The 19149-nt window shown below is 74.4% G+C and carries 19 protein-coding genes; 8 read left to right on the forward strand and 11 right to left on the reverse strand.

What is annotated here, in order from left to right; translation table 11 throughout:
* The first annotated feature begins 3 nt into the window (after positions 1-3).
* A complete protein-coding gene (locus JF597_RS10985) occupies positions 4-540 on the forward strand; it encodes an HNH endonuclease (protein ID WP_181805740.1) in 537 nt (178 codons plus the stop codon).
* A gap of 35 nt (positions 541-575) precedes the next feature.
* Here JF597_RS10985 and JF597_RS10990 read toward each other — a convergent pair whose 3' ends face one another.
* From JF597_RS10990 to JF597_RS11010, 5 genes are read right to left on the reverse strand one after another with little or no spacing between them, the layout of a single operon-like run.
* Positions 576-1184, reverse strand: coding sequence for a hypothetical protein (locus JF597_RS10990; RefSeq protein WP_293992371.1), 609 nt, complete (start codon positions 1182-1184; stop codon positions 576-578).
* Positions 1181-2494 (reverse strand): hypothetical protein, encoded by a 1314-nt coding sequence (locus tag JF597_RS10995; RefSeq protein ID WP_293992373.1) that lies wholly within the window; start codon positions 2492-2494, stop codon positions 1181-1183. The genes JF597_RS10990 and JF597_RS10995 overlap by 4 nt, the downstream gene beginning before the upstream one ends.
* On the reverse strand, positions 2491-3240 hold the full coding sequence (locus JF597_RS11000; RefSeq protein WP_293992558.1) for an ABC transporter ATP-binding protein: 750 nt from the start codon (positions 3238-3240) through the stop codon (positions 2491-2493). The genes JF597_RS10995 and JF597_RS11000 overlap by 4 nt, the downstream gene beginning before the upstream one ends.
* Before the next feature lie 8 nt (positions 3241-3248).
* A complete protein-coding gene (locus tag JF597_RS11005; RefSeq protein ID WP_293992375.1) occupies positions 3249-4154 on the reverse strand; it encodes a zf-HC2 domain-containing protein in 906 nt (301 codons plus the stop codon).
* Positions 4151-4732 (reverse strand): RNA polymerase sigma factor, encoded by a 582-nt coding sequence (locus JF597_RS11010; RefSeq protein WP_293992378.1) that lies wholly within the window; start codon positions 4730-4732, stop codon positions 4151-4153. The genes JF597_RS11005 and JF597_RS11010 overlap by 4 nt, the downstream gene beginning before the upstream one ends.
* A gap of 179 nt (positions 4733-4911) precedes the next feature.
* On the opposite strand from JF597_RS11010, the gene JF597_RS11015 reads away from it, so the two are divergent.
* From JF597_RS11015 to JF597_RS11025, 3 genes are all read left to right on the forward strand, one after another.
* Complete coding sequence (locus JF597_RS11015) at positions 4912-5097, forward strand: hypothetical protein (protein WP_293992561.1); 186 nt, start codon at positions 4912-4914, stop codon at positions 5095-5097.
* On the forward strand, positions 5098-7143 hold the full coding sequence (gene malQ / locus JF597_RS11020; protein WP_293992380.1) for a 4-alpha-glucanotransferase: 2046 nt from the start codon (positions 5098-5100) through the stop codon (positions 7141-7143).
* A 108-nt stretch (positions 7144-7251) separates the two neighbouring features.
* Positions 7252-8328, forward strand: a complete 1077-nt coding sequence (locus tag JF597_RS11025) for a WYL domain-containing protein (protein ID WP_293992383.1) — start codon at positions 7252-7254, stop codon at positions 8326-8328.
* On the opposite strand, the gene JF597_RS11030 is transcribed toward JF597_RS11025, so the two are convergent.
* Positions 8319-9344: an SDR family oxidoreductase gene (locus JF597_RS11030; RefSeq protein ID WP_293992386.1), complete on the reverse strand. Its 1026-nt coding sequence runs from the start codon at positions 9342-9344 to the stop codon at positions 8319-8321. The two genes, JF597_RS11025 and JF597_RS11030, sit on opposite strands and share 10 nt — an antisense overlap.
* A 132-nt stretch (positions 9345-9476) precedes the next feature.
* Between JF597_RS11030 and JF597_RS11035 the strand changes: the two genes are divergently transcribed.
* Positions 9477-9728 carry a hypothetical protein gene (locus JF597_RS11035; protein WP_293992389.1) on the forward strand — a complete coding sequence of 84 codons (252 nt, stop codon included), beginning with the start codon at positions 9477-9479 and terminating at the stop codon, positions 9726-9728.
* Positions 9729-9817: 89 nt separating this feature from the next.
* Here the strand turns inward: JF597_RS11035 and JF597_RS11040 are convergent, their stop codons facing one another.
* On the reverse strand, positions 9818-10417 hold the full coding sequence (locus JF597_RS11040) for a TetR family transcriptional regulator (RefSeq protein WP_293992392.1): 600 nt from the start codon (positions 10415-10417) through the stop codon (positions 9818-9820).
* A 240-nt stretch (positions 10418-10657) separates the two neighbouring features.
* Between JF597_RS11040 and JF597_RS11045 the strand changes: the two genes are divergently transcribed.
* Positions 10658-12121, forward strand: a complete 1464-nt coding sequence (locus tag JF597_RS11045; protein WP_293992395.1) for an FAD-dependent monooxygenase — start codon at positions 10658-10660, stop codon at positions 12119-12121.
* A 23-nt stretch (positions 12122-12144) separates the two neighbouring features.
* On the opposite strand, the gene JF597_RS11050 is transcribed toward JF597_RS11045, so the two are convergent.
* The 4 genes from JF597_RS11050 to JF597_RS11065 all read right to left on the reverse strand — a co-directional run bounded on the left by JF597_RS11050 (position 12145) and on the right by JF597_RS11065 (position 17456).
* Complete coding sequence (locus JF597_RS11050) at positions 12145-12603, reverse strand: DUF5707 domain-containing protein (RefSeq protein WP_293992397.1); 459 nt, start codon at positions 12601-12603, stop codon at positions 12145-12147.
* 212 nt (positions 12604-12815) lie between these two features.
* Entirely contained in the window at positions 12816-15389 is a 2574-nt protein-coding gene (gene pepN / locus JF597_RS11055; protein WP_293992400.1) for an aminopeptidase N, read from the reverse strand.
* A 101-nt stretch (positions 15390-15490) separates the two neighbouring features.
* Positions 15491-16279, reverse strand: coding sequence for a glucose 1-dehydrogenase (locus JF597_RS11060; protein ID WP_293992403.1), 789 nt, complete (start codon positions 16277-16279; stop codon positions 15491-15493).
* Positions 16280-16439: 160 nt separating this feature from the next.
* Positions 16440-17456, reverse strand: a complete 1017-nt coding sequence (locus JF597_RS11065; RefSeq protein ID WP_293992406.1) for an aspartate-semialdehyde dehydrogenase — start codon at positions 17454-17456, stop codon at positions 16440-16442.
* A 320-nt stretch (positions 17457-17776) separates the two neighbouring features.
* On the opposite strand from JF597_RS11065, the gene JF597_RS11070 reads away from it, so the two are divergent.
* Together JF597_RS11070 and JF597_RS11075 are read left to right on the forward strand one after the other, a co-directional pair.
* A complete protein-coding gene (locus JF597_RS11070) occupies positions 17777-18304 on the forward strand; it encodes a sigma-70 family RNA polymerase sigma factor (RefSeq protein ID WP_293992408.1) in 528 nt (175 codons plus the stop codon).
* Positions 18305-18306: 2 nt separating this feature from the next.
* Complete coding sequence (locus JF597_RS11075; protein WP_293992411.1) at positions 18307-19131, forward strand: hypothetical protein; 825 nt, start codon at positions 18307-18309, stop codon at positions 19129-19131.
* Positions 19132-19149: the final 18 nt, after the last annotated feature.

Genomic DNA, 19149 nt, shown 5'->3' on the forward strand with positions numbered 1-19149 from the left:
CCCGTGCCGCATGTCCTGGTCCTCAACGCGTCGTACGAGCCGCTCGGCGTCGTACCGCTCCGCCGCGCGCTCGTCCTCGTCCTGGAGAACAAGGCTGTCGCCTTGGAGGAATCGGGCGCCTATATGCACAGCGCAACCGTCACAGTCCCCGCACCCAGCGTGGTCCGGCTCAAGCGATTCGTACGGGTTCCCTACCGGGGGCCCGTTCCTCTCACCCGGAGGGCGCTCTTCGCGCGCGACGGGGGCCGGTGCATGTACTGCGGTGGCGTCGCAACCAGCGTCGACCACGTCATCCCGCGCAGCCGCGGGGGTCAGCACGTCTGGGACAACGTGGTGGCGTCCTGCCGCCGCTGCAACCACGTCAAGGCCGACCGTCACCTCTTCGAGATCGGCTGGCGGCTGCGGCACAAACCAGCCCCGCCCACCGGCCTGGCCTGGCGCATCATCGGGACCGGCCATAGGGACCCGCGCTGGCTGCCCTACTTGCAGCCGTACGGCGCGGACGACGCCCTGGCCCGGATCGACGGCATCTCCGCCTGACGATCCGGGCCTTCGCACACCCCGTGGCTGCCCGTTCAGCCACGGGGCCCTTCGGCACGCGCGCCCCGTACGACGAACAGCGCGCCGCCCACCGCGAACGCCCCCAGCGCAACCGCCCAGGCGCCCGGTTGCGCCCCTGGTTGCATCGGCCACGCCCACAGCGTCGCCGCGCTTCCACGCGCCCCCGCCGAACCCAGGTACACGGCACTGACGTAACCGAACGCCGGCAGCCAGCTCAGCCGGGCCCCGAGCAGCACGGCCGCGGCCGCCGTGGCCCCCGTACAGCCCAGCGTGTTACGGATCATGGCCGGTGGCCCGAAGACCTCCGGATGCCCCAGCACCGCCACCGGCAGCAGCACGGCCGCGAGCGCGGTGAGCCCGGCCAGCTGCGCCAGCCGCCGCGGCCACCACGGGCGTACGGCCGTCCGGTCCAGCTCCGCCGAGGGCGAGGACAGGCTCACCCCGATCACCGCGGCCGCCAGCAGCGGGGCCAGCGCGACCACCGGCACCCGGCGCTCGGGGTCCAGGTAGCTGTCGAGGCGGGCCGCCGCCCAGACCGCGAAGGCGGCCGTCCCGGCGAGTGCGGCAAGCGTGGCGGGGACGGCGCGGGAGCGGGCGTACAGAACGAACGCGGAGGTCGTCACAGCGTCGGCACCCCGCTCGGGTAGCAGTCGGCGCGCGCCGCGAAGTACGCCGAGAGCCAGGCCCGGCGCTCCTGCTCGCCCATCGCCAGCAGGTGGGCCCGGGCGGCGCGGCGCGTGGCGAGCTCGGCGCGGTGCCGCGCGTCGGACCCGGCGTCGCGGTCGTCGAAGGACCGCTGGGACGGGGAGGGCGCGAGGTAGTTCTCGACGGCGTCGTCCGCCACGCCGACCCGGTCGTCCGGACAGTCGCCGCGCTGCTCCAGCGCCGCCACCGCCTCCCACGCGAACTCCCCGGGATCGGTCAGCCGCCCCCGCACGAACGACCAGCCGAGCGGCGTCAGCGAGGGCAGTGACGCCTCGTCGCGGCCCGGCTCCCCGTCCCGGTCCTCCCAGCGCACCGGCAGGTTCCGCACGCCCGCAAGCTTGCCCGTGACCCCCGCCAGCGCCGCGCCGACCTGCGGCAGCGCGTCCGCGAACCGGGCGTTCACGCACACCGCCGGGGTGACGGACGTGTCGCACACCTGCCGGCGGCCCAGCGGGTCGTCGTGCCAGAGTCCGTCCGCGGTCTGCGCGAGCAGCGCGCCCGCGGCGGCCGCGGCGGCCAGCGGCAGCAGGCCCGTCCAGCGGCGCCGGGCCGCGTACCCCAGCACGGCCGCACCGGCCAGGCCCCCGGCCCAGACCGCCATCGCGGCCGGCTGCCACCACACCGGCACCCACGTGTCCAGGATCGAGAAGGCGGGGTTCAGAAACCGCCAGGCCCCGTCGCGCGCCGTCGCCGTCAGGCCGAGGCCCACGTACCCGGCCATCGCCAGCAGCGGCGCCGTGAGCCGTGCGGGCACCAGCCGCCCCGCCACCTGGCCGGCCGCCGCCGCGGCCCCCGACACGAAGGCGTCGGCCGGAACCAGCGCCAGCCGCGGGCCGTCCCCCAGCGCCCCCTGGGCGTACGGCCAGGTCGCGAGCAGCGCCAGCCCCGCCGCGACCGCGTACCCCGCGGCCACCCACAGCGCCACCGGCAGCGCGGACACCAGGAACCGGGACAACGGCGGCCGGACGACCGTCCCCCACAACTCCTCGGTACCGCGCCGCCGCTCCCGGCCGCCCTGCCAGCAGCCCGCCGCCGCGGCCGCCGGAAGCGTGATCAGCACGGCGTTGTGCAGTTCGGCGGCGGTCTCCGCCCAGCCGCCCTGCCACCGGTCGGCCGACGCGGCCAGCAGCACGCCCAGCGTCAGCAGCACGGTGAGCCCGGCCCAGGGGGCGAAACCCCGGCGGGCCTCGGTCCGCAGGGCGGGGGCCAGGAGCCCTACGGCGGTCATCGCGGCACCCCCGGTGCACGGTGGGCGCGCAGGGCCGCCGTATAGCCGCGCTCGATCGGATGGTCGCCGGGGCCGACGGACACCTCGCCGAGAGCGGTGAGCGCGTCCGGGGTCCCCCGGTAGGCGACCCGGCCCGCGTCCAGGAGGGTGACCTCGGTGCAGGCCGCCGCCACGTCCTCCACCAGGTGGGTGGAGACGACCACGGTCGCCGAGGCACCCAGCCCGCGCAGCAACTCCCGGAACTCCACCCGCTGTTCCGGGTCCAGTCCCGCGGTCGGCTCGTCGAGCAGCAGGATCTCGGGCTCGTTGACGACCGCCTGCGCGATGCCGACCCGGCGGACCATGCCCCCCGAGAGCGTCCGGATCTTCGCGTCGGCGCGGTCGGCGAGTCCCACCCGGGCCACCGCCCGTTCGACGGCGGCGGGGACACGGGCGGCGGGCAGCTCCTTCAGCCAGGCCACGTACGACACGAACTCCCGCACGGTGAACCCGGGGTAGTAGCCGAACTCCTGCGGCAGGTAGCCCAGCCGGCCGCGGACCTCGCCGAGCGCGCGGTGCTCGGCGAGGTCCAGGCCGAGCAGCTCCACCCGGCCGGCGGCCGGCCTGGCGACCGTCGCCAGCACCCTGATCAGCGAGGTCTTCCCGGCGCCGTTCGGGCCCAGCAGCCCGTGCACACCCGTGCCGAGTGCCAGGTCGACCGAGTCCAGGGCGACGGTCCTGCGGTGCCGGACGCGCAGCCCGGTCACTCGTATGCTCAACGGTTCTCCAGGTGATCGTAGGCGCGTCGGCGGGCCGCCAGGAGAGCGGCGCAGACGGCGCCGGCGGCGGCCCAGCCGGGCTGGGTGCCGTCGAAGCAGGTGGCCAGCCGGTCGGCCAGCCGTGCGGTGAGGGGTCCGCCGTGGGCGGCGAGGGCCGGGACGAGGACGGCGGTGAGCCAGCCGGCGGCGACCGCCGTGGTCGCCGTGCGGCAGCCGACGTAGGACGCGAGCGTCAGGGCGCCGAGCGTCAGGGCCAGGCCCGGCAGCAGCCAGGCGGCGGCGCCGGGTGCGCCCGAGGCGGGCAGGGCGGCACCGGTGAGGGTGAGGGCGGGGAGGCTGACGCCGAGGACGGCGGCGGTGCGGGTGAGGGCGAGGCGGAGGCCGCCGGAGGGGGTGGCCGCGGTGATCTCGTGCAGGGGGTCGGCGTGCGGGCCGTAGGAGAGGGCGACGCCGATCAGGGGGATGACCGGGGCGATGGTGAGCAGGAGGGTGCGGGTGGGTGCGTAGCCCGCGCCGTGGTCGAGGAGGAGGGCGCCGAGGGTCACGGAGAGGAGGGCGAGGAGCCAGGTGCCTCTCAGGGCGGGGCCGAGGGACCAGAGGGTGGGGTGGAGGCGGGGGGGCCGCTGCGGGCCGGTGGGGGTTGCTCGCGCCCACGCGGCGGAGCCGCACATGTCAGGGCCCCGCGCCCCTTCGGGGCGCGTTGTGGTGGCCGTCAGTACCAAGTCCCGGATCTCCAGCAGATCCACTCCCGCTGCTGTCGCCCGTACCGCCGCCGACACCCGGGTCGCGCAGTCGGTGCAGGTCTCCAGGTGCTTCTCCAGGGACCACGCGTCCGCGTCCGGGAGGGAGCCGTCGGCGTAGCGCGCGGTCAGGTCCGCACAGGCGTGCCAGGGGGTCGTCATGCCGGGCCTCCCGTCGGTGCGGGGTTCAGCTGCGCCAGGGCCGCGCGGAGTTCGGCCCTCGCGCGGACGGCGCGGGACTTGACCGTGCCCTCCGGTATGCCGAGCAGGCGGGCGGTCTCGCGGGTGGTGAGGCCGTCCACGACCGTGGCCCGGAGCACCTCGCGGAGTTCGGGGGAGATGCGGTCCAGGGCGGTGCCGACGTCGCCGTACTCCAGGGCGGTGAGGACGCGGTCCTCCGCCGAGGGCGCCACGGCGGGCGGGGCGGGAAGGTTCTCCGTGCGCGCCGCGCGCTCCTGGGCCCGGCGGGCGTCCACCAGGCGGCGGCCCGCGATCGTCCACAGCCAGCCGCCGGCCTCCTGCCCGCGGTGCCCGGCCGCCGACCGCCACACCGTGACGAAGGTGTCCTGGAGCACCTCCCGCACCACCTCGGGGTCGGCGCAGCGCCGGGTCAGCCGGGCGTGCAACCAGCCCGCGTGCCGGTCGTAGAGGACGGCCAGTGCCGAGGCGTCCCCCGCCGCGACCGAGCGCAGCAGCGCCGCGTCCCCGGCCGCGGCGTCGTTCTCCCGGTGGCCCCCCATGGGGCGGAACAGTCTCACACCGTCTCTATCGATCACCCGGACGCGGTCGGTTCACGGACCCTCTCCGGCCGTCACGCGTGCCCTCGCGACGACGGGGTAGGGCTCCTCTGACCCGGCATTCGCCGCCGTACCCGACGTCAGACGAGGAGGCCGCCGTGGCCGCAACGGTTCATCATCCGATCCTGGCCCAGTTCAAACCCCCGGTGCGGACCGAGGAGGAGCCCGACCTGTGCGTGTTCAGCGCCGAGAGCGCGTGCGCCGAGGCCCCGCTGACCAGTGAGCCGCCGCTGACCGTCGCCGAGCCCCTCACCAGCGAACCGCCGCTGGCCGACGCGGTGCCGCTGACCAGCGAGCCGGGGTTGTAGATGAACGAAGCCCTGGACCCGGGGCTGTGCCGGCTCGCGGAGCTGCACGGCGTCGCCACCTCCTACAGCCCGGCCCCGGACCGCACGGTCGCCGCCTCCGCCGGTGCCGTGATCGCCGTACTGGGCGCCCTGGGCGTCGACGCGAGCGGCCCGGAGGCCGTCCGCGCCGCCCTCGCCGACCGGGAGCGGGAGCTCGCCGGGCGGCTGCTGCCGCCGACGGTCGTCCACTGGGCGGGCACCGGCGAGGTCGACCTCGGCCTGCCCGCAGGCACCCGGCTCGAGGTGCGGACGGAGGACGGGGAGAGCCGGGACGACGTGCGGGGCCTGCCGCCCGGGGCCCATCTGCTGACCGCCACCGCGCCCGACGGCCGTACCGCCCGCGCCCACCTGATCGTCGCCCCCGACCGGCTGCCCACCCCCGCCGGCCGCTCCTACGGCATCCTCGTCCAGCTGTACTCGCTGCTGTCCCGCCGCTCCTGGGGCATGGGCGACCTCGGCGACCTCACCGAGCTGGCCGACTGGGCCGGACGTACGGCCGGGGCGGGGTTCGTGCAGGTCAACCCCCTGCACGCGGCCGTACCCGGAGCCCCGACCGACCCGTCGCCCTACCGGCCCTCCTCCCGCCGGTTCCCCGACCCGGTGCACCTGCGGCCGGAGGCCGTCCCCGAGTACGCCGCGGACCCCTCCGTCGCGGACCGGGCCGGACACCTGCGCTCCGCCGTCCTCGACCAGGGCGCCCTCATCGACCGGGACGCCGTGTGGGAGCTCAAGCGGGAGGCGCTGGAGACGGCGGCCGCCGCGCCCCTCACGCCCGGCCGGCAGGCCGCCTACGACGCCTTCCGCACCGCGGAGGGGCAGGCACTGGAGGACCACGCCACCTGGTACGCGCTCGCCGAGCGGCACGGCTCCGACTGGCACCGCTGGCCCGGGGCCCTGCGCGACCCCCGCTCGCCGGAGACCGCCCGCGCCCGCGCCGAGCTGGCCGACCGCGTCGGCTTCCACGCCCGCCTCGCCTGGCTCACCGTCACCCAGCTCACCGCCGCCCAGCGCGCCGCCCGCGAGGCCGGGATGCCGGTCGGGATCGTGCACGACCTCGCCGTCGGCGTGCACCCCGCGGGCGCCGACGCCTGGGCCCAGCAGGACCACTTCGCCGCCGGGATGTCCGTCGGCGCCCCGCCCGACGCCTTCAACGCCCGCGGCCAGGACTGGGGCCTGCCGCCCTGGCGCCCCGACCGCCTCGCCGCCTCCGGCCACGCCCCCTTCCGCGAACTCCTGCGCGCCCTCTTCCGCTACGCGGGCGCCCTGCGCATCGACCACGTGATGGGCCTGTTCCGGCTCTGGTGGGTGCCCGAGGGGCGGCCGCCGACGGAGGGCACGTACGTCCGCTACGACGCCGAGGCCATGCTCGCCCTGCTGGCCCTGGAGGCGACCCGCGCCGGAGCGGTGGTGATCGGGGAGGACCTGGGCACGGTGGAGCCGGGGGTGCGCGAGACGCTCCAGCGGCACGGCGTGCTCGGCACCTCCGTGCTCTGGTTCGAACGGGACTGGGACGGCGACGGCCGCCCGCTGCCCCCGGAAGGCTGGCGCGCCGACTGCCTCGCCACCGCCACCACCCACGACCTGCCGCCCACCGCCGCCCGCCTCACCGGCGAGCACGTCGAACTCCGCGACCGGCTCGGCCTGCTCACCCGCCCGCTCGCGGAGGAACGCGCCGAAGCGGCGGCCGACACCGCGGAGTGGCTGGCCCTGCTGACCCGCCTCGGCCTGCTCGCCGCGTCCGAGTCCGGCGACGAGGAGGCCGAGATCCGCGCCGTCCACCGCTTCCTGCTCCGCACCCCGGCCCGCATGATCGGCGTCTGGCTCCCGGACACCGTCGGTGACCGCCGCCCCCAGAACCTCCCCGGCACCTGGGACCAGTACCCGAACTGGCGGCTCCCCGTCGCCGACACCAAGGGCCGCCCGGTGACCCTGGAGGAGCTGACGGCCTCGGAACGGGTCCGGGCGCTCTTCCGGACCCTGCACACGGACGGCCCGTCCACGGCGTGACGACGACCCGGCCCCCAGCCCTCGGCGTCAGGCGACTGGGCCGGGGCCCGGGGGCTTGGGGCCCGGGACCGGGGGCCGTTCGGCGCGCCGGTCCACGATCCTTGAGGCATGCGTGCCGCCCGCCTGATCCGCATGGCGCTCCTCGTCCAGTCGAGCCCCGGACTGACCGCCGACGCCCTCGCCCGCGAACTGGACGTCTCCAGACGCACCGTGATCCGCGACGTCCAGGCCCTCCAGGAGGCGGGCGTCCCCGTCCGGTCCGAGCGCGGCCGAGCGGGCGGCTACCACCTGGCGCCCGGCCACCGCACCCGGCTCACCACACTGCATCCCACCGAGGCCGAGACGCTCTACCTCTCCGGCCTGCCCACGGCCCTGCGCGACCTGGGCCTGTCGGACGCGGCGGACACCGCCCGGCTGAAGCTGTCGGCCACCCTGCTCCCCTCGCTGCGCGCGGCGGCCGAGTCGTCGGTACGCCGCTTCCATCTGGACGCCCCGGCCTGGTTCCGCGAGCCGTCGGCGCCCCGGCTGCTCCCGGAGCTGGCCCGCGCCGTGTGGTCCGACCGCACCGTCGAGCTGGCCTACGCGCGGCCGGGCCGGGACGGCGCACCGCCCCGCACGGTGACCCGCCTGCTGGAGCCGTACGGGCTCGTCCTGAAAGCGGGGGTCTGGTACGTCGTGGGGCGTGTCCCGGACGAGCGGACGGCGGGCCGGGACGGCGCCTGGCGGACGTACCGCGTCGACCGCGTCACGGCGCTCGCCCCTGCTCCCGGCGACGGCGAACCCTTCGTCCGCGATCCCTCCTTCGACCTGGCCGCGCACTGGCAGGCGCACGCGGCCGGGTTCGCCCGGGCGCTGCTGCGCACGACCGTCACCGTGCGGCTGACCGGGACCGGCCTGCGCCGGCTGCCCGCCGTGGCGGACCCGGCCGGCGTGGCCGCCGCGCTGGCCTCCGCGTCCATGACCGCGCCGGACGCCGCCGGGCGGGTCACGCTCGACCTGCCCGTGGAGTCGGAGGACGTCGCCTTCGGCCAGCTGACCGAACTCGGCGCGGACGTGGAGGTGCTGGCCCCCGCGGGCCTGCGCGCCCGCTTCCGCGAGCACGCGCGGGCCCTGGCCGCGCTGTACGACGCGGTGCCGCAGGGGCGGGGTCAGGCCGGCGGCGGGGCGGCCGTGGATCAGCGGTAGTCGTCCGGTGAGCCGGGCTTACCGCCGAACACGACGTCCTCGAAGTACGCCAGGGCGTCCGGCCGGCTGCCGTCCACGTCCCGTACCCCGTAGGTCCTGGCGAGCTCCCCACTGGAGGTGGACCTGCCGTTCCAGCGGGCGGCCCGGTCCGGGTCGGCGGCGAGCGCGGCGACCGCGCGGGCGAGGTAGTACGGCGACTCGGCGACGGCGAAGTGCGGATCCCGGGCGACGGCGTCACGCCAGTTCTCCTCGGTCACGCCGAAATGGGCGAGCATCTGCTCCGAGCGCAGGAAGCCCGGCGTGACCGCGACCGCCGTGCCGCCGTACTCCGCCAGCTCCTGGCCCAGCCCGAAGGCGATGCGGATCGGGGCGTTCTTCGCGAGGTCGTAGTAGAGGTTCTCGCGGTAGCGGCGGTTGGTGACCGCCGTGCCGTCGGTGACCTCCACGTGCAGCGGTGCGTCCGAGCGGACCAGCAGCGGGAGGGCGAGCGCCGCGGTGATCACGTGTGAGCGGACCCCGAGGTCCAGGATGCGCAGGCCGTCGGCGAGCGGTGTCTGCCAGCTCTTCTTGCCGAAGACGGAGCCGACGAGCAGGTGCTCGCCGCCCCAGAGGTCGTTGACGAGGATGTCGAGCGGCCCCTGTTCGCGGCCGATCCGCTCGACGAGGGCCCGGACCTGGTCCGGGTCCAGGTGGTCGGTGGGGACCGCGATGCCGGTGCCGCCGGCCGCGGTGACCAGCTCCGCGGTCTCCTCGATGGTCTCCGTGGTCCGGCCGACCTCGCTTGCGTGGCCGCGGGTGGTGCGGCCCGTGACGTGGACGGTGGCGCCGGCCCGGCCGAGTTCGACGGCGAGGGCGCGTCCGGCGCCACGGGTGGCCCCGGCGACGAGCGCGATCCGGCCGGCGAGCGGGCCTTCCCGGCCGGTGGCCCCCGTGTCCTGCGTGCCCGTGTCCTGTGTGCCGGTGTCCTGCGCGGTGTCCGGTGTGCTGATGCCCTGGGTGCTGCTGTCCTGGTCCATGGCACCACGGTGCCCGCCAAAGGTGACAGTTCGCGTCACCCTTTTCCGGAGATCTTCCCGGGCGCCGGGCGAGGGCGGCTTACGGGTACCCCGGACGCGCGCCACCCGGATGGGCCAGCTAACTTTGGCTTCGTGGACAAGAAGAACGCCCTGCGCGCCGGCGCCCTGGCTGCCGGTACGACGCTGATGATGCTGCTCATGTCGTCGCCCGCCCTCGCGCTCACGCGTGACGACGGTGACGACCCCGGCAAGGGCCTGAGCGTCATCCAGACGCTGGGTCTCTACGTCCTGACCCCGCTCGTGCTGTTCGCGGTCATCGCCGGCCTCGTGATGGTGCTGGACAAGTCCAAGGTCCGCGTCACCAAGCCGAAGGCCAAGGCGTAGGACCTGGGCTCCCTACTCCACCGAGGGCGCCGGTCGGCCTCCGTACGTACCGCACGTACGGGAGCCGACCGGCGCCCTCGGTGTGTCGCTCAGGGGCTGGGCACGGTCAGGTACCGCTGCACGGTCGGCCCGAGCCACGCCACGATCTCCTCCCGGGCCAGCGCCACGACCGGGGGCAGCCGCACCACGTAACGGGTCAGCGCGAGCCCGAGCAGCTGCGCCGCGCACAGCCCCGCCCGGGTCGCCACCTGCTCGGGGTCCGGGCACACCCGCTGCGCCACCGGCACCACCTGCTCCCGGAAGATGCCCTGGAGGCGCTCGGCCCCCGCGTTGTTGGTGACGGCGACCCGCAGCACCGCCGTGAGCTCCTCGTTCGCCTCCCAGATGTCCAGGAAGTGGCCCGTCAGCGCCCGCCCCACCTCGGTGTGCGGTACCTGGGACACGTCGGGCATGCGCAGGTCCAGCGTGACGGCGGCCGCGAAGAGGCCGTCCTTGCTGCCGAAGTAGCGCATGACCATCGAGGGGTCGATACGGGCGTCCTTGGCGATGGCGCGGATGGTGGCCCGCTCGTAGCCGTCGGCGGCGAAGCGTTCGCGGGCGGCGGCCAGGATGGCGGAGCGGCTGGCGTCGGAGCGGCGCGCCGCCGGGCCGTTCCCGGACTCTCTGCCTCTACTGGGGGTGCCGGTCATGCCAACAAGCGTAGGCCAACAAGCGTAGGCCAACAAGTGTGGGTCAACAAGTGTGGGTCAACAAGTGTGGGTCAACAAGTGTTGACCGCCGAATCGGCCCGTCCTAGTCTGGTCAACAAGCGTTGGTCAACGGTCGTTGGCCCGCGGGTGTTGGCCAACCCCTGTTGGTCAACATCTGTTGGTCAACACCGGCGGGCCAACAGATGTTGGCAACCGAGCCCAGGCACCCAGGAGGCCCCCATGAACGGCACGACTGGCACCCCCGGCACCCCCGACCCCACCCCCCGTGTGATCGTCGTGGGCTCCGGCCCGACCGGCCTGCTCCTCGCCGGTGACCTCGCCGCCGCCGGCGTCCCGGTCACCCTCCTCGAAAAGCGCCCCCACAAGATCAGCAACCTCTCCCGTGCCTTCGTCCTGCACGCCCGCGCCCTGGAGCAGCTCGACGCGCGGGACCTCGCCGACGACCTGGAGGCCGTCGGCCGGCCCATCACCCGGATGAACCTCTTCGACGGGCTCACCCTGGACCTCGGCCCCCTCCCCTCCCGCTTCAACCACGTCCTCGTCCTCCCGCAGTACGAGGTGGAGAAGGTGCTGGAGCGCCGGGCCGCCGAGGCGGGTGTCGACTTCCGCCACGACTGCGAGGTGACCGGCCTGACCCAGGACGCGGACGGCGTGACGGTCCGCGTCAGGGGCGGGGAGGACCTGCGTGCCGCGTACGTCGTCGGCACCGACGGCATGCGCAGCGTGGTGCGGGAGGCGGTCGGGCTGCCGTTCCCGGGCAGGTCGGCGATCCGGTCCGTGGTCCTCGCCGACGTGCTGCTCGCCGAGCGGCCCGAGACGCTGCTGACGGCCGCCGCGGTCGGCGACGCGTTCGCGTTCCTCGCGCCGTTCGGCGACGGCTACTACCGGGTGATCTGCTGGCACCGCGGCCGCGACGTCCCCGACCACGAGCCGGTGGACCTCGACGAGATCAAGGAGATCACCCGGATCGCCCTGGGCCGGGACTACGGGATGCACGACGCCCGCTGGATGTCCCGCTTCCACAGCGACGAGCGCCAGGCGCCCAGCTACCGGGTCGGCCGGGTCTTCCTGGCCGGCGACGCGGCGCACGTGCACACCCCGGCCGGCGGCCAGGGCATGAACACGGGTCTCCAGGACGCGGCCAACCTGAGCTGGAAGCTCGCCGCCGTGCTGCACGGCCACGCCGCCCCCGACCTGCTCGACACCTACCAGAGCGAACGTCACCCCGTCGGCCGGACCGTGCTGCGCAGCAGCGGCGCGATCGTCCGCCTCGCGATGGCCAAGGGCTGGCAGCTGCCCGTGCGGGCCGCGCTCGCCACCGCCCTCAACCACCTCGGCCCGGCCCGCCGCAAGGCGGTCGGCCAGGTCACCGGCATCGGCTACCGGTACCCCGCCCCCAGGGGCGCCCACCGCCTCACCGGCGCCCGCGTCCCCGACCTCGCGCTGGCCGGCGGCGGCCGGCTCTACGAGGCCCTGCGCGGCGGCCGGTTCGTGCTGGTCACCCCGGGCTGCTACGACCCGGGTGCGGACCGCGCGGACCGCGCGGACCGTCTGACCGCGGCCCGCTGGGCGAGCGACCGTCGTACGACCCTGCTGGTGCGCCCCGACGGCTACGTGGCCTGGGCGGCCGAGGACGCCCGGGCGCCGGACATCGAGCAGGCGCTCGCCACCCACCTCGGGTGACCGGCACGGGCACCGGCACCGGCTCAGGCGAGGGTGAAGTCCGCGGCCCTGGTGTCGAAAGCGGTGTGCCCGTCCTTCGCCGTGGCGAACACCGCGATGTGCCAGGCGCCGTGCGCGGAGGACGCGGCGTCGGCGGCGGACACCGGAGCCTTGTAGACGCACCGGACGGTGCGGCCGCCGGCCGGCGTGCAGGTCGCCGACTCCACCGCGGCCATCTCCTCGGCGGTCAGCTGCTTCTTCGCGAACGCGGACTTCTCGGGCCAGGCCAGCACCTTCAGGCTCTTCACCCCGGAGGGCGCGCTGACCTCGGTGGTGAAGGAGAGCGAGCCGTCCCGGCCGCCGTCGGGAGCGGTGTAGTGGACGGCGCTGTGCGCCAGGGCGGGCGCGGGGTCCTGGTCGCCGGCGTAGGCGAGGGCGAAGGCCCCGGCTCCCGCGAGCACGACGGCACCGGCGACCACGGACAGGGCGATACGACGGGACATGGCGAGTTCTCCGTAACTGGCTCAGGCCGGCCCGGACTGCCCGGACCGAACGGACCCGGCGCTCGCTGCCGCGCCGTTGCGTCGATCCTCGCAACGCGCGACCGCCCCGGACGTGAGCACGGATACTCAACTCGCCCTGGGTGAAAAGCACTTCGCGGGTGAGGCGGGGCGCCCGGTGGGTGTCACGACCGGGCGCCCCGCCGACGTACCGCCTACTGGGCGGCCGCGTCCGCCGCCTGGGCCCTCAGGGCGCGCTCGACGCCCGCGCGGGACTCCGAGACGAGCCGGGCCAGGGCCGCGTTCGGCTGGGCCGAGGCCAGCCAGGCGTCCGTCTTGGCGAGGGTCTCCTCGGAGACCTGGAGGGACGGATAGAGGCCGATCGCGATCTGCTGGGCGATCTCGTGCGAGCGGGAGTCCCACACCGACTTCAGGATCTCGAAGTACCTGTCGGCGTACGGGGCCAGCAGCTCGCGCTGGTCGGTCTGGACGAAGCCGCCGATCACCGCCTCCTGCACGGCGTTCGGCAGCTTGTCGGAGTCGATGACCGACGCCCACGCCTCCGCCTTCGCCTCCTCGGTCGGGCGGGCGGCGCGCGCGGTGGCCGCGTGCCGCTCGCCGGCGGCGGTCCGGTCCCGCTCGTACTCGCCCGCGATCTCCACCTCGTCGAAGCGGCCGACCGCCGCCAGCCGCTCCACGAACGCCCAGCGCAGCTCGGTGTCGACGGCCAGGCCCTCGATGGTGTGGGTGCCGTCCAGCAGGCTCTCCAGGAGGTCCAGCTGCTCCGGGGTGCGGGCGGTGGCCGCGAAGGCACGGGCCCAGGCCAGCTGGTGGTCGCTCGCCGGCGCGGCGGACCGCAGGTGGGCCAGCGTGGCGTCGGTCCAGCGGGTGAGCAGGGCCTCGCGGGCGGTCGGGTCGGCGTACAGCTCGACGGCGAGCTTCACCTGGCGGTGCAGGGACTGCACGACACCGATGTCGGACTCCTTGCCGATGCCGGACAGCACGAGGGACAGGTACTCGCGGGTGGGGAGTTCCGCGTCCCGGGTCATGTCCCAGGCGGAGGCCCAGCACAGCGCGCGCGGCAGCGAGGACTCGAAGTCGCCGAGGTGCTCGGTGACGACGTGCAGGGACTCCTCGTCCAGGCGGACCTTGGCGTACGACAGGTCGTCGTCGTTGAGCAGGAAGACCGCCGGGCGGCGGCGGCCGGACAGCTGCGGTACGGCGGTCAGCTCGCCGTCCACGTCCAGTTCGATCCGGTCGGTGCGCACCAGCTTGCCGGTCGCCTCGTCGAGGTCGTACAGGCCGATCGCGATCCGGTGCGGACGGAGAGTCGGCTCGCCCTTCGCGCCGGCCGGCAGGGCCGGGGCCTCCTGGCGGATGGCGAACGAGGTGACGACACCGTCGGCGTCCGTCTCCACCTCGGGACGCAGGATGTTGATCCCGGCGGTCTGCAGCCACTTCTTCGACCAGGTGCTCAGGTCACGCCCGGAGGTCTCCTCCAGGGCGCCCAGCAGGTCGGACAGGCGCGTGTTGCCGAACGCGTGCCGCTTGAAGTACGCCTGCACGCCCTTGAAGAACTCGTCCATGCCGACATAGGCGACGAGCTGCTTCAGCACGCTCGCACCCTTGGCGTACGTGATGCCGTCGAAGTTGACGAGCACGTCGTCGAGATCCCGGATCTCGGCCATGATCGGGTGCGTCGAGGGCAGCTGGTCCTGCCGGTACGCCCAGGTCTTCATGGAGTTCGCGAACGTCGTCCACGAGTGCGGCCAGCGCGAGCCGGGGGCGTACGCCTGGCAGGCGATGGAGGTGTAGGTGGCGAACGACTCGTTCAGCCACAGGTCGTTCCACCACTCCATGGTGACCAGGTCGCCGAACCACATGTGGGCCAGCTCGTGCAGGATGGTCTCGGCCCGCGTCTCGTACGCCGCGTCGGTCACCTTGGACCGGAAGACGTACTGGTCGCGGATGGTCACCGCGCCCGCGTTCTCCATCGCGCCCGCGTTGAACTCCGGCACGAACAGCTGGTCGTACTTGGTGAACGGGTACGCGTAGTCGAACTTCTCCTGGAACCAGTCGAAGCCCTGCCGGGTCACCTCGAAGATCGCGTCCGAGTCGAGGAACTCGGCGAGCGACGGCCGGCAGTAGATGCCGAGCGGCACGCTCTGGCCGTCCTTCTCGTACACGCTGTGCACCGAGTGGTAAGGGCCCACGATCAGGGCGGTGATGTACGACGAGATGCGGGGCGTCGGCTCGAAGACCCAGACGTCGTCCTTGGGCTCGGGCGTCGGCGAGTTCGAGATGACCGTCCAGCCGTTCGGCGCCTTCACGGTGAACTGGAAGGTCGCCTTCAGGTCCGGCTGCTCGAAGGAGGCGAAGACCCGGCGGGCGTCCGGCACCTCGAACTGGGTGTAGAGGTACGCCTGCTCGTCGACCGGGTCGACGAACCGGTGCAGGCCCTCGCCCGTGTTGGTGTACGCGCAGTCGGCGACCACCCGGAGGATGTTGGGCCCCGCCAGCAGGCCGGGCAGCGCGATCCGGGAGTCCGCGAAGACCTCGGCGGGGTCGAGGGCGTCACCGTTCAGGGTGACCTCGTGGACCGCGGGGGCCACCAGGTCGATGAAGGACGTGGCGCCGGGTTCGGCGACGTCGAAGCGCACCGTGGTCACGGACCGGTAGGTACCGCCCTCCTGCGCGCCGGAGAGGTCGAGATCGATCTCGTACGAGTCAACGGTGAGCAGCTTCGCCCGCTGCTGTGCCTCTTCGCGAGTCAGGTTTGTGCCAGGCACGCGGTCATCTCCTCGTTATGTGTGGGTTGCGCCATCCTTCCACGGGACCGGGGAGGAGGGCGACGAGGGAAAACCCCAGAGATCGCGCGGCGCCGGTGCCCTCAGGCCGCCGTCGTGCCGCCGTCGACCGGCATCGCCGCGCCGGTGACGAAGGAGGCGCGGTCGCTGCACAGCCAGAGCGCGGCCTCGGCCACCTCGGCGGGGCCGGCCATGCGCTTCTGGAGCGTCTCGTCCTCGAACCGCTCCCGCAGCTCGGGCATGGTCCGCACCGCCCGGTCCATCATCTCGGTGCGGGTGCTGCCCACCACCAGCGCGTTGACGCGGATGCCGCGCTCCGCGTACTCGGCCGCGGCGGCCCGGGTGAGCCCGAGGACCGCGTGCTTGGCCGCCACGTACGCCGCCGACGCCCCGGTGGCCCGCTGCCCCGCGACACTCGACGTGTTGACGATCGTGCCGCCGCCCGCGCTCAGCATCTCGGGGATCTGGAAGCGCAGGCAGTTCCACACCCCGCGCACGTTGACGTCCATGGTCTGCTCGTAGACGTCCTGGCCGGTCTCGTGCAGCTCGGTGCCGGCGGTGCCGAACCCGGCGTTGTTGAAGGCGCAGTCGAGGCGGCCGAAGGCGTCGACGGCCGAGCGGACGACCCGCTCGACGTCCGCGGCCGAGGCCACGTCCGCCGGCACGGCCAGCGCCCGCCCGCCGTCGGCCGAGATCTCCTCGGCCAGCGCCCGCAGCCGCTCCACGCGCCGCGCCGTCACCACGACCGCCGCCCCTTCCCGCGCGAACAACCGCGCGGCAGCCGCCCCGATCCCACTGGACGCCCCGGTGATCATGGCGACCTTGCCGTCGAGAACGCGTGAGCTGCCGCAGGCAGACCGGGTGTCGCTCATGTCTGGTGGCTCCCCTGGAAAACGAACGTGAGTATCGGCGCCCCTGAAAGGGGCGCTGGGGGTACCCCGGCCGAAGGCTGGGGGAGGAACTGCGCGACCAGCCAGGATGGCGCCGCACCTGTCCGACGGCAGAACGCGGCACCCCCGTGGCGCACGGCGCCTAAGAAGACAGCTCCTCCGCCACCAGCTCAGCGATCTGCACGGCGTTCAGCGCAGCCCCCTTGCGGAGGTTGTCGTTGGAGACGAACAGCGCGAGCCCGTTCTCCACCGTCTCGTCACGCCGGATCCGGCCGACGTACGACGGGTCCCGGCCGGCCGCCTGCAGCGGGGTCGGGATGTCGGACAGCTCGACCCCCGGCGCGTCCGCGAGCAGCTCGGTCGCCCGCTCCGGGGAGATCGGCCGGGCGAACCGGGCGTTGACCTGGAGGGAGTGCCCGGAGAACACCGGGACGCGCACACAGGTGCCGGAGACCTTCAGCCCGGGGAGCTCCAGGATCTTGCGGGACTCGTTACGCAGCTTCTGCTCCTCGTCGGTCTCGTTCAGACCGTCGTCGACGAGGTTGCCGGCGAAAGGCAGCACGTTGAAGGCGATGGGCCGCTTGTAGACCTGGGGCTCGGGGAAGTCGACGGCCGTGCCGTCGTGGGTGAGCTTCTCCGCGTCGGCGGCGACCTTCTGCACCTGCCCGTGCAGCTCCGCGACGCCCGCGAGACCGGAGCCGGAGACGGCCTGGTACGTGGTGGCGACCAGCGCCTCCAGACCGGCCTCCCGGTCCAGCACCTTCAGGACCGGCATCGCGGCCATGGTCGTGCAGTTCGGGTTGGCGATGATGCCCTTCGGGCGGTCGGCGATCGCGTGCGGGTTCACCTCGGAGACGACCAGCGGGACCTCGGGGTCCTTGCGCCAGGCGGAGGAGTTGTCGATCACGACGGCACCCTGGGCGGCGACCTTCTCCGCCAGCGCCTTCGAGGTGGCCCCGCCCGCCGAGAACAGCACGATGTCCAGGCCCGTGTAGTCGGCGGTCGCCGCGTCCTCCACCGTCACACCGTCGAGCACGGTCCCGGCCGAGCGGGCCGAGGCGAACAGGCGCAGCTCCGTGACGGGGAAGTTCCGCTCCGCGAGGATCCTGCGCATGACCGTGCCGACCTGACCGGTGGCTCCGACGATTCCGACCCTCACAGCGACTCCCTCTGCATACGTTGACGTGTGTCTACGGCCTTTCCATCATGCGGCCGACCAGGGCCAGCCTGTCCAATTCTTTGCGTGCCATGCCCACCGACCGGACCACCCGGCCCGTGGAACTCCCGCTCGCACCCCCGCTGAGCTGCAGAAATTACCTCCGCTTGGCCGTCGTGCCGCAAGCTGTGCTGCGCGGCGCGCCGATGTGACGTACGCCTCGGAGGGGCCCCGGGACACCGCGCGGAAGATTTCCGGGAACCGGGGCGAACGTTTCCGGGGGCTGCGGCGTCGTAGGAGAAACGCGGTGAGGGGGGTGGGTTGTGCTGCGCAGAAAGGCCCGCCGCGCCCAGGGGGACCAGCACGGTGATCCCCTGGACGCGGACCAGGAGCGCAGGGTGCGGGCGGTCCTCGCACTGGGCGGCGTACCGCAGGCGGACCTGCTGGACGGGGTACAGCAGGTACGTCTGCGGCTGCTGGAGCGGGCCGCGAGCGGCCAGGAGGCGCCGCGGGACGTGTCGGCGTGGGCGGCGGTCGTCGCCTCCCGGCTCGCCATGGACTGGCACCGCGCCAAGCGCCGCCAGGAACGCCTCGGCGAACGGCTGGCCTCCCTCCGCCAGCCCGACCACGCCGTGGGCGAGGACAGCAGGCTGCTCTCCGTCGCCGTCGCCCGCGGTCTGGACGAGCTGCCGGACGCCCAGCGCCAGATCCTCGTCCTGCGTTTCTACGCCGACCTGCCGGTGCGCGACATAGCTGGGGAGCTCGGCATCCCCGAGGGCACCGTCAAGAGCCGGCTGCACACGGCGGTACGGGCCCTGCGCGCCCGCCTGCACGAGGACGAGGTGGTGTGACCATGCCCGCCGACCACATGCCCGACGGACGCGACGAACACGTGGCCGCCGGACCCGACGGACACACGGCCGCCGGACCCGACGGCGGTCCGGGTGAGCCGGGCGGCACCGATGCCCTGTTCGCCGTCCTCGCGGACGAGCCGCTCACCGCCGAGCAGCGCACCGACCCCGCCTTCATGGCCGAGCACCGGGCGGCCGCCGCCGACGTGGCGCTCCTGCGCGAGCACCTCGGGATCATCGGGGACACCCTGGCCGCGCCGCCCCCGCGGCCGGAGCCCCGCCCCCGTCCGGCCCGACTCCGCCGCGCCCGGCAGCACCCCGGCGTCCGGGCCCTCGGTCTCGCCGGTGCCCTCGCGGCCGCGTTCGCCGGGGCGGTGTTCGGCGTCGGCTGGCTCGCGGCGAACGGCGGTTCCGACGCCACGTCGAACGGTGCCAGTGCCGACAAGGCCGCCGGCAGCGCGGCGAGCTCGGCCGGCCAGGGCGGCGAGGAGCAGGCGGGCGGCCCCGGCTACCTCGCCTGCGCCCGGCTGGTCGTCGAGGGCACGGTCACCGGGGTGCGGCAGCTCGCGGACTCCGGCGAGGAACGCGTCACCCTGCGCGTGACCCACGCCTACAAACCGGCGAAGACCCCGGAGGAGGTGACGTTCCTCTTCGAGTCCGGCACCGACGCCCGGATCCGCACCGGCGCCCGCCTGCTGGTCGGCATCACGGGCGGGCAGCAGGTGCCCGACCGGTACGCGGTCGGGGAGGCACCGATCGCGGCGGAGCGGTCCTGGATCGTGCGCGACCTGCCCGAGTCGCGGACCATGACGTGCCCGGACAGGTGAAGGGGCGGGCGCCCCGCA

The sequence above is a fragment of the Streptomyces sp. genome (genome assembly GCF_019510245.1).
In the GTDB taxonomy this organism is placed as follows: domain Bacteria; phylum Actinomycetota; class Actinomycetes; order Streptomycetales; family Streptomycetaceae; genus Streptomyces.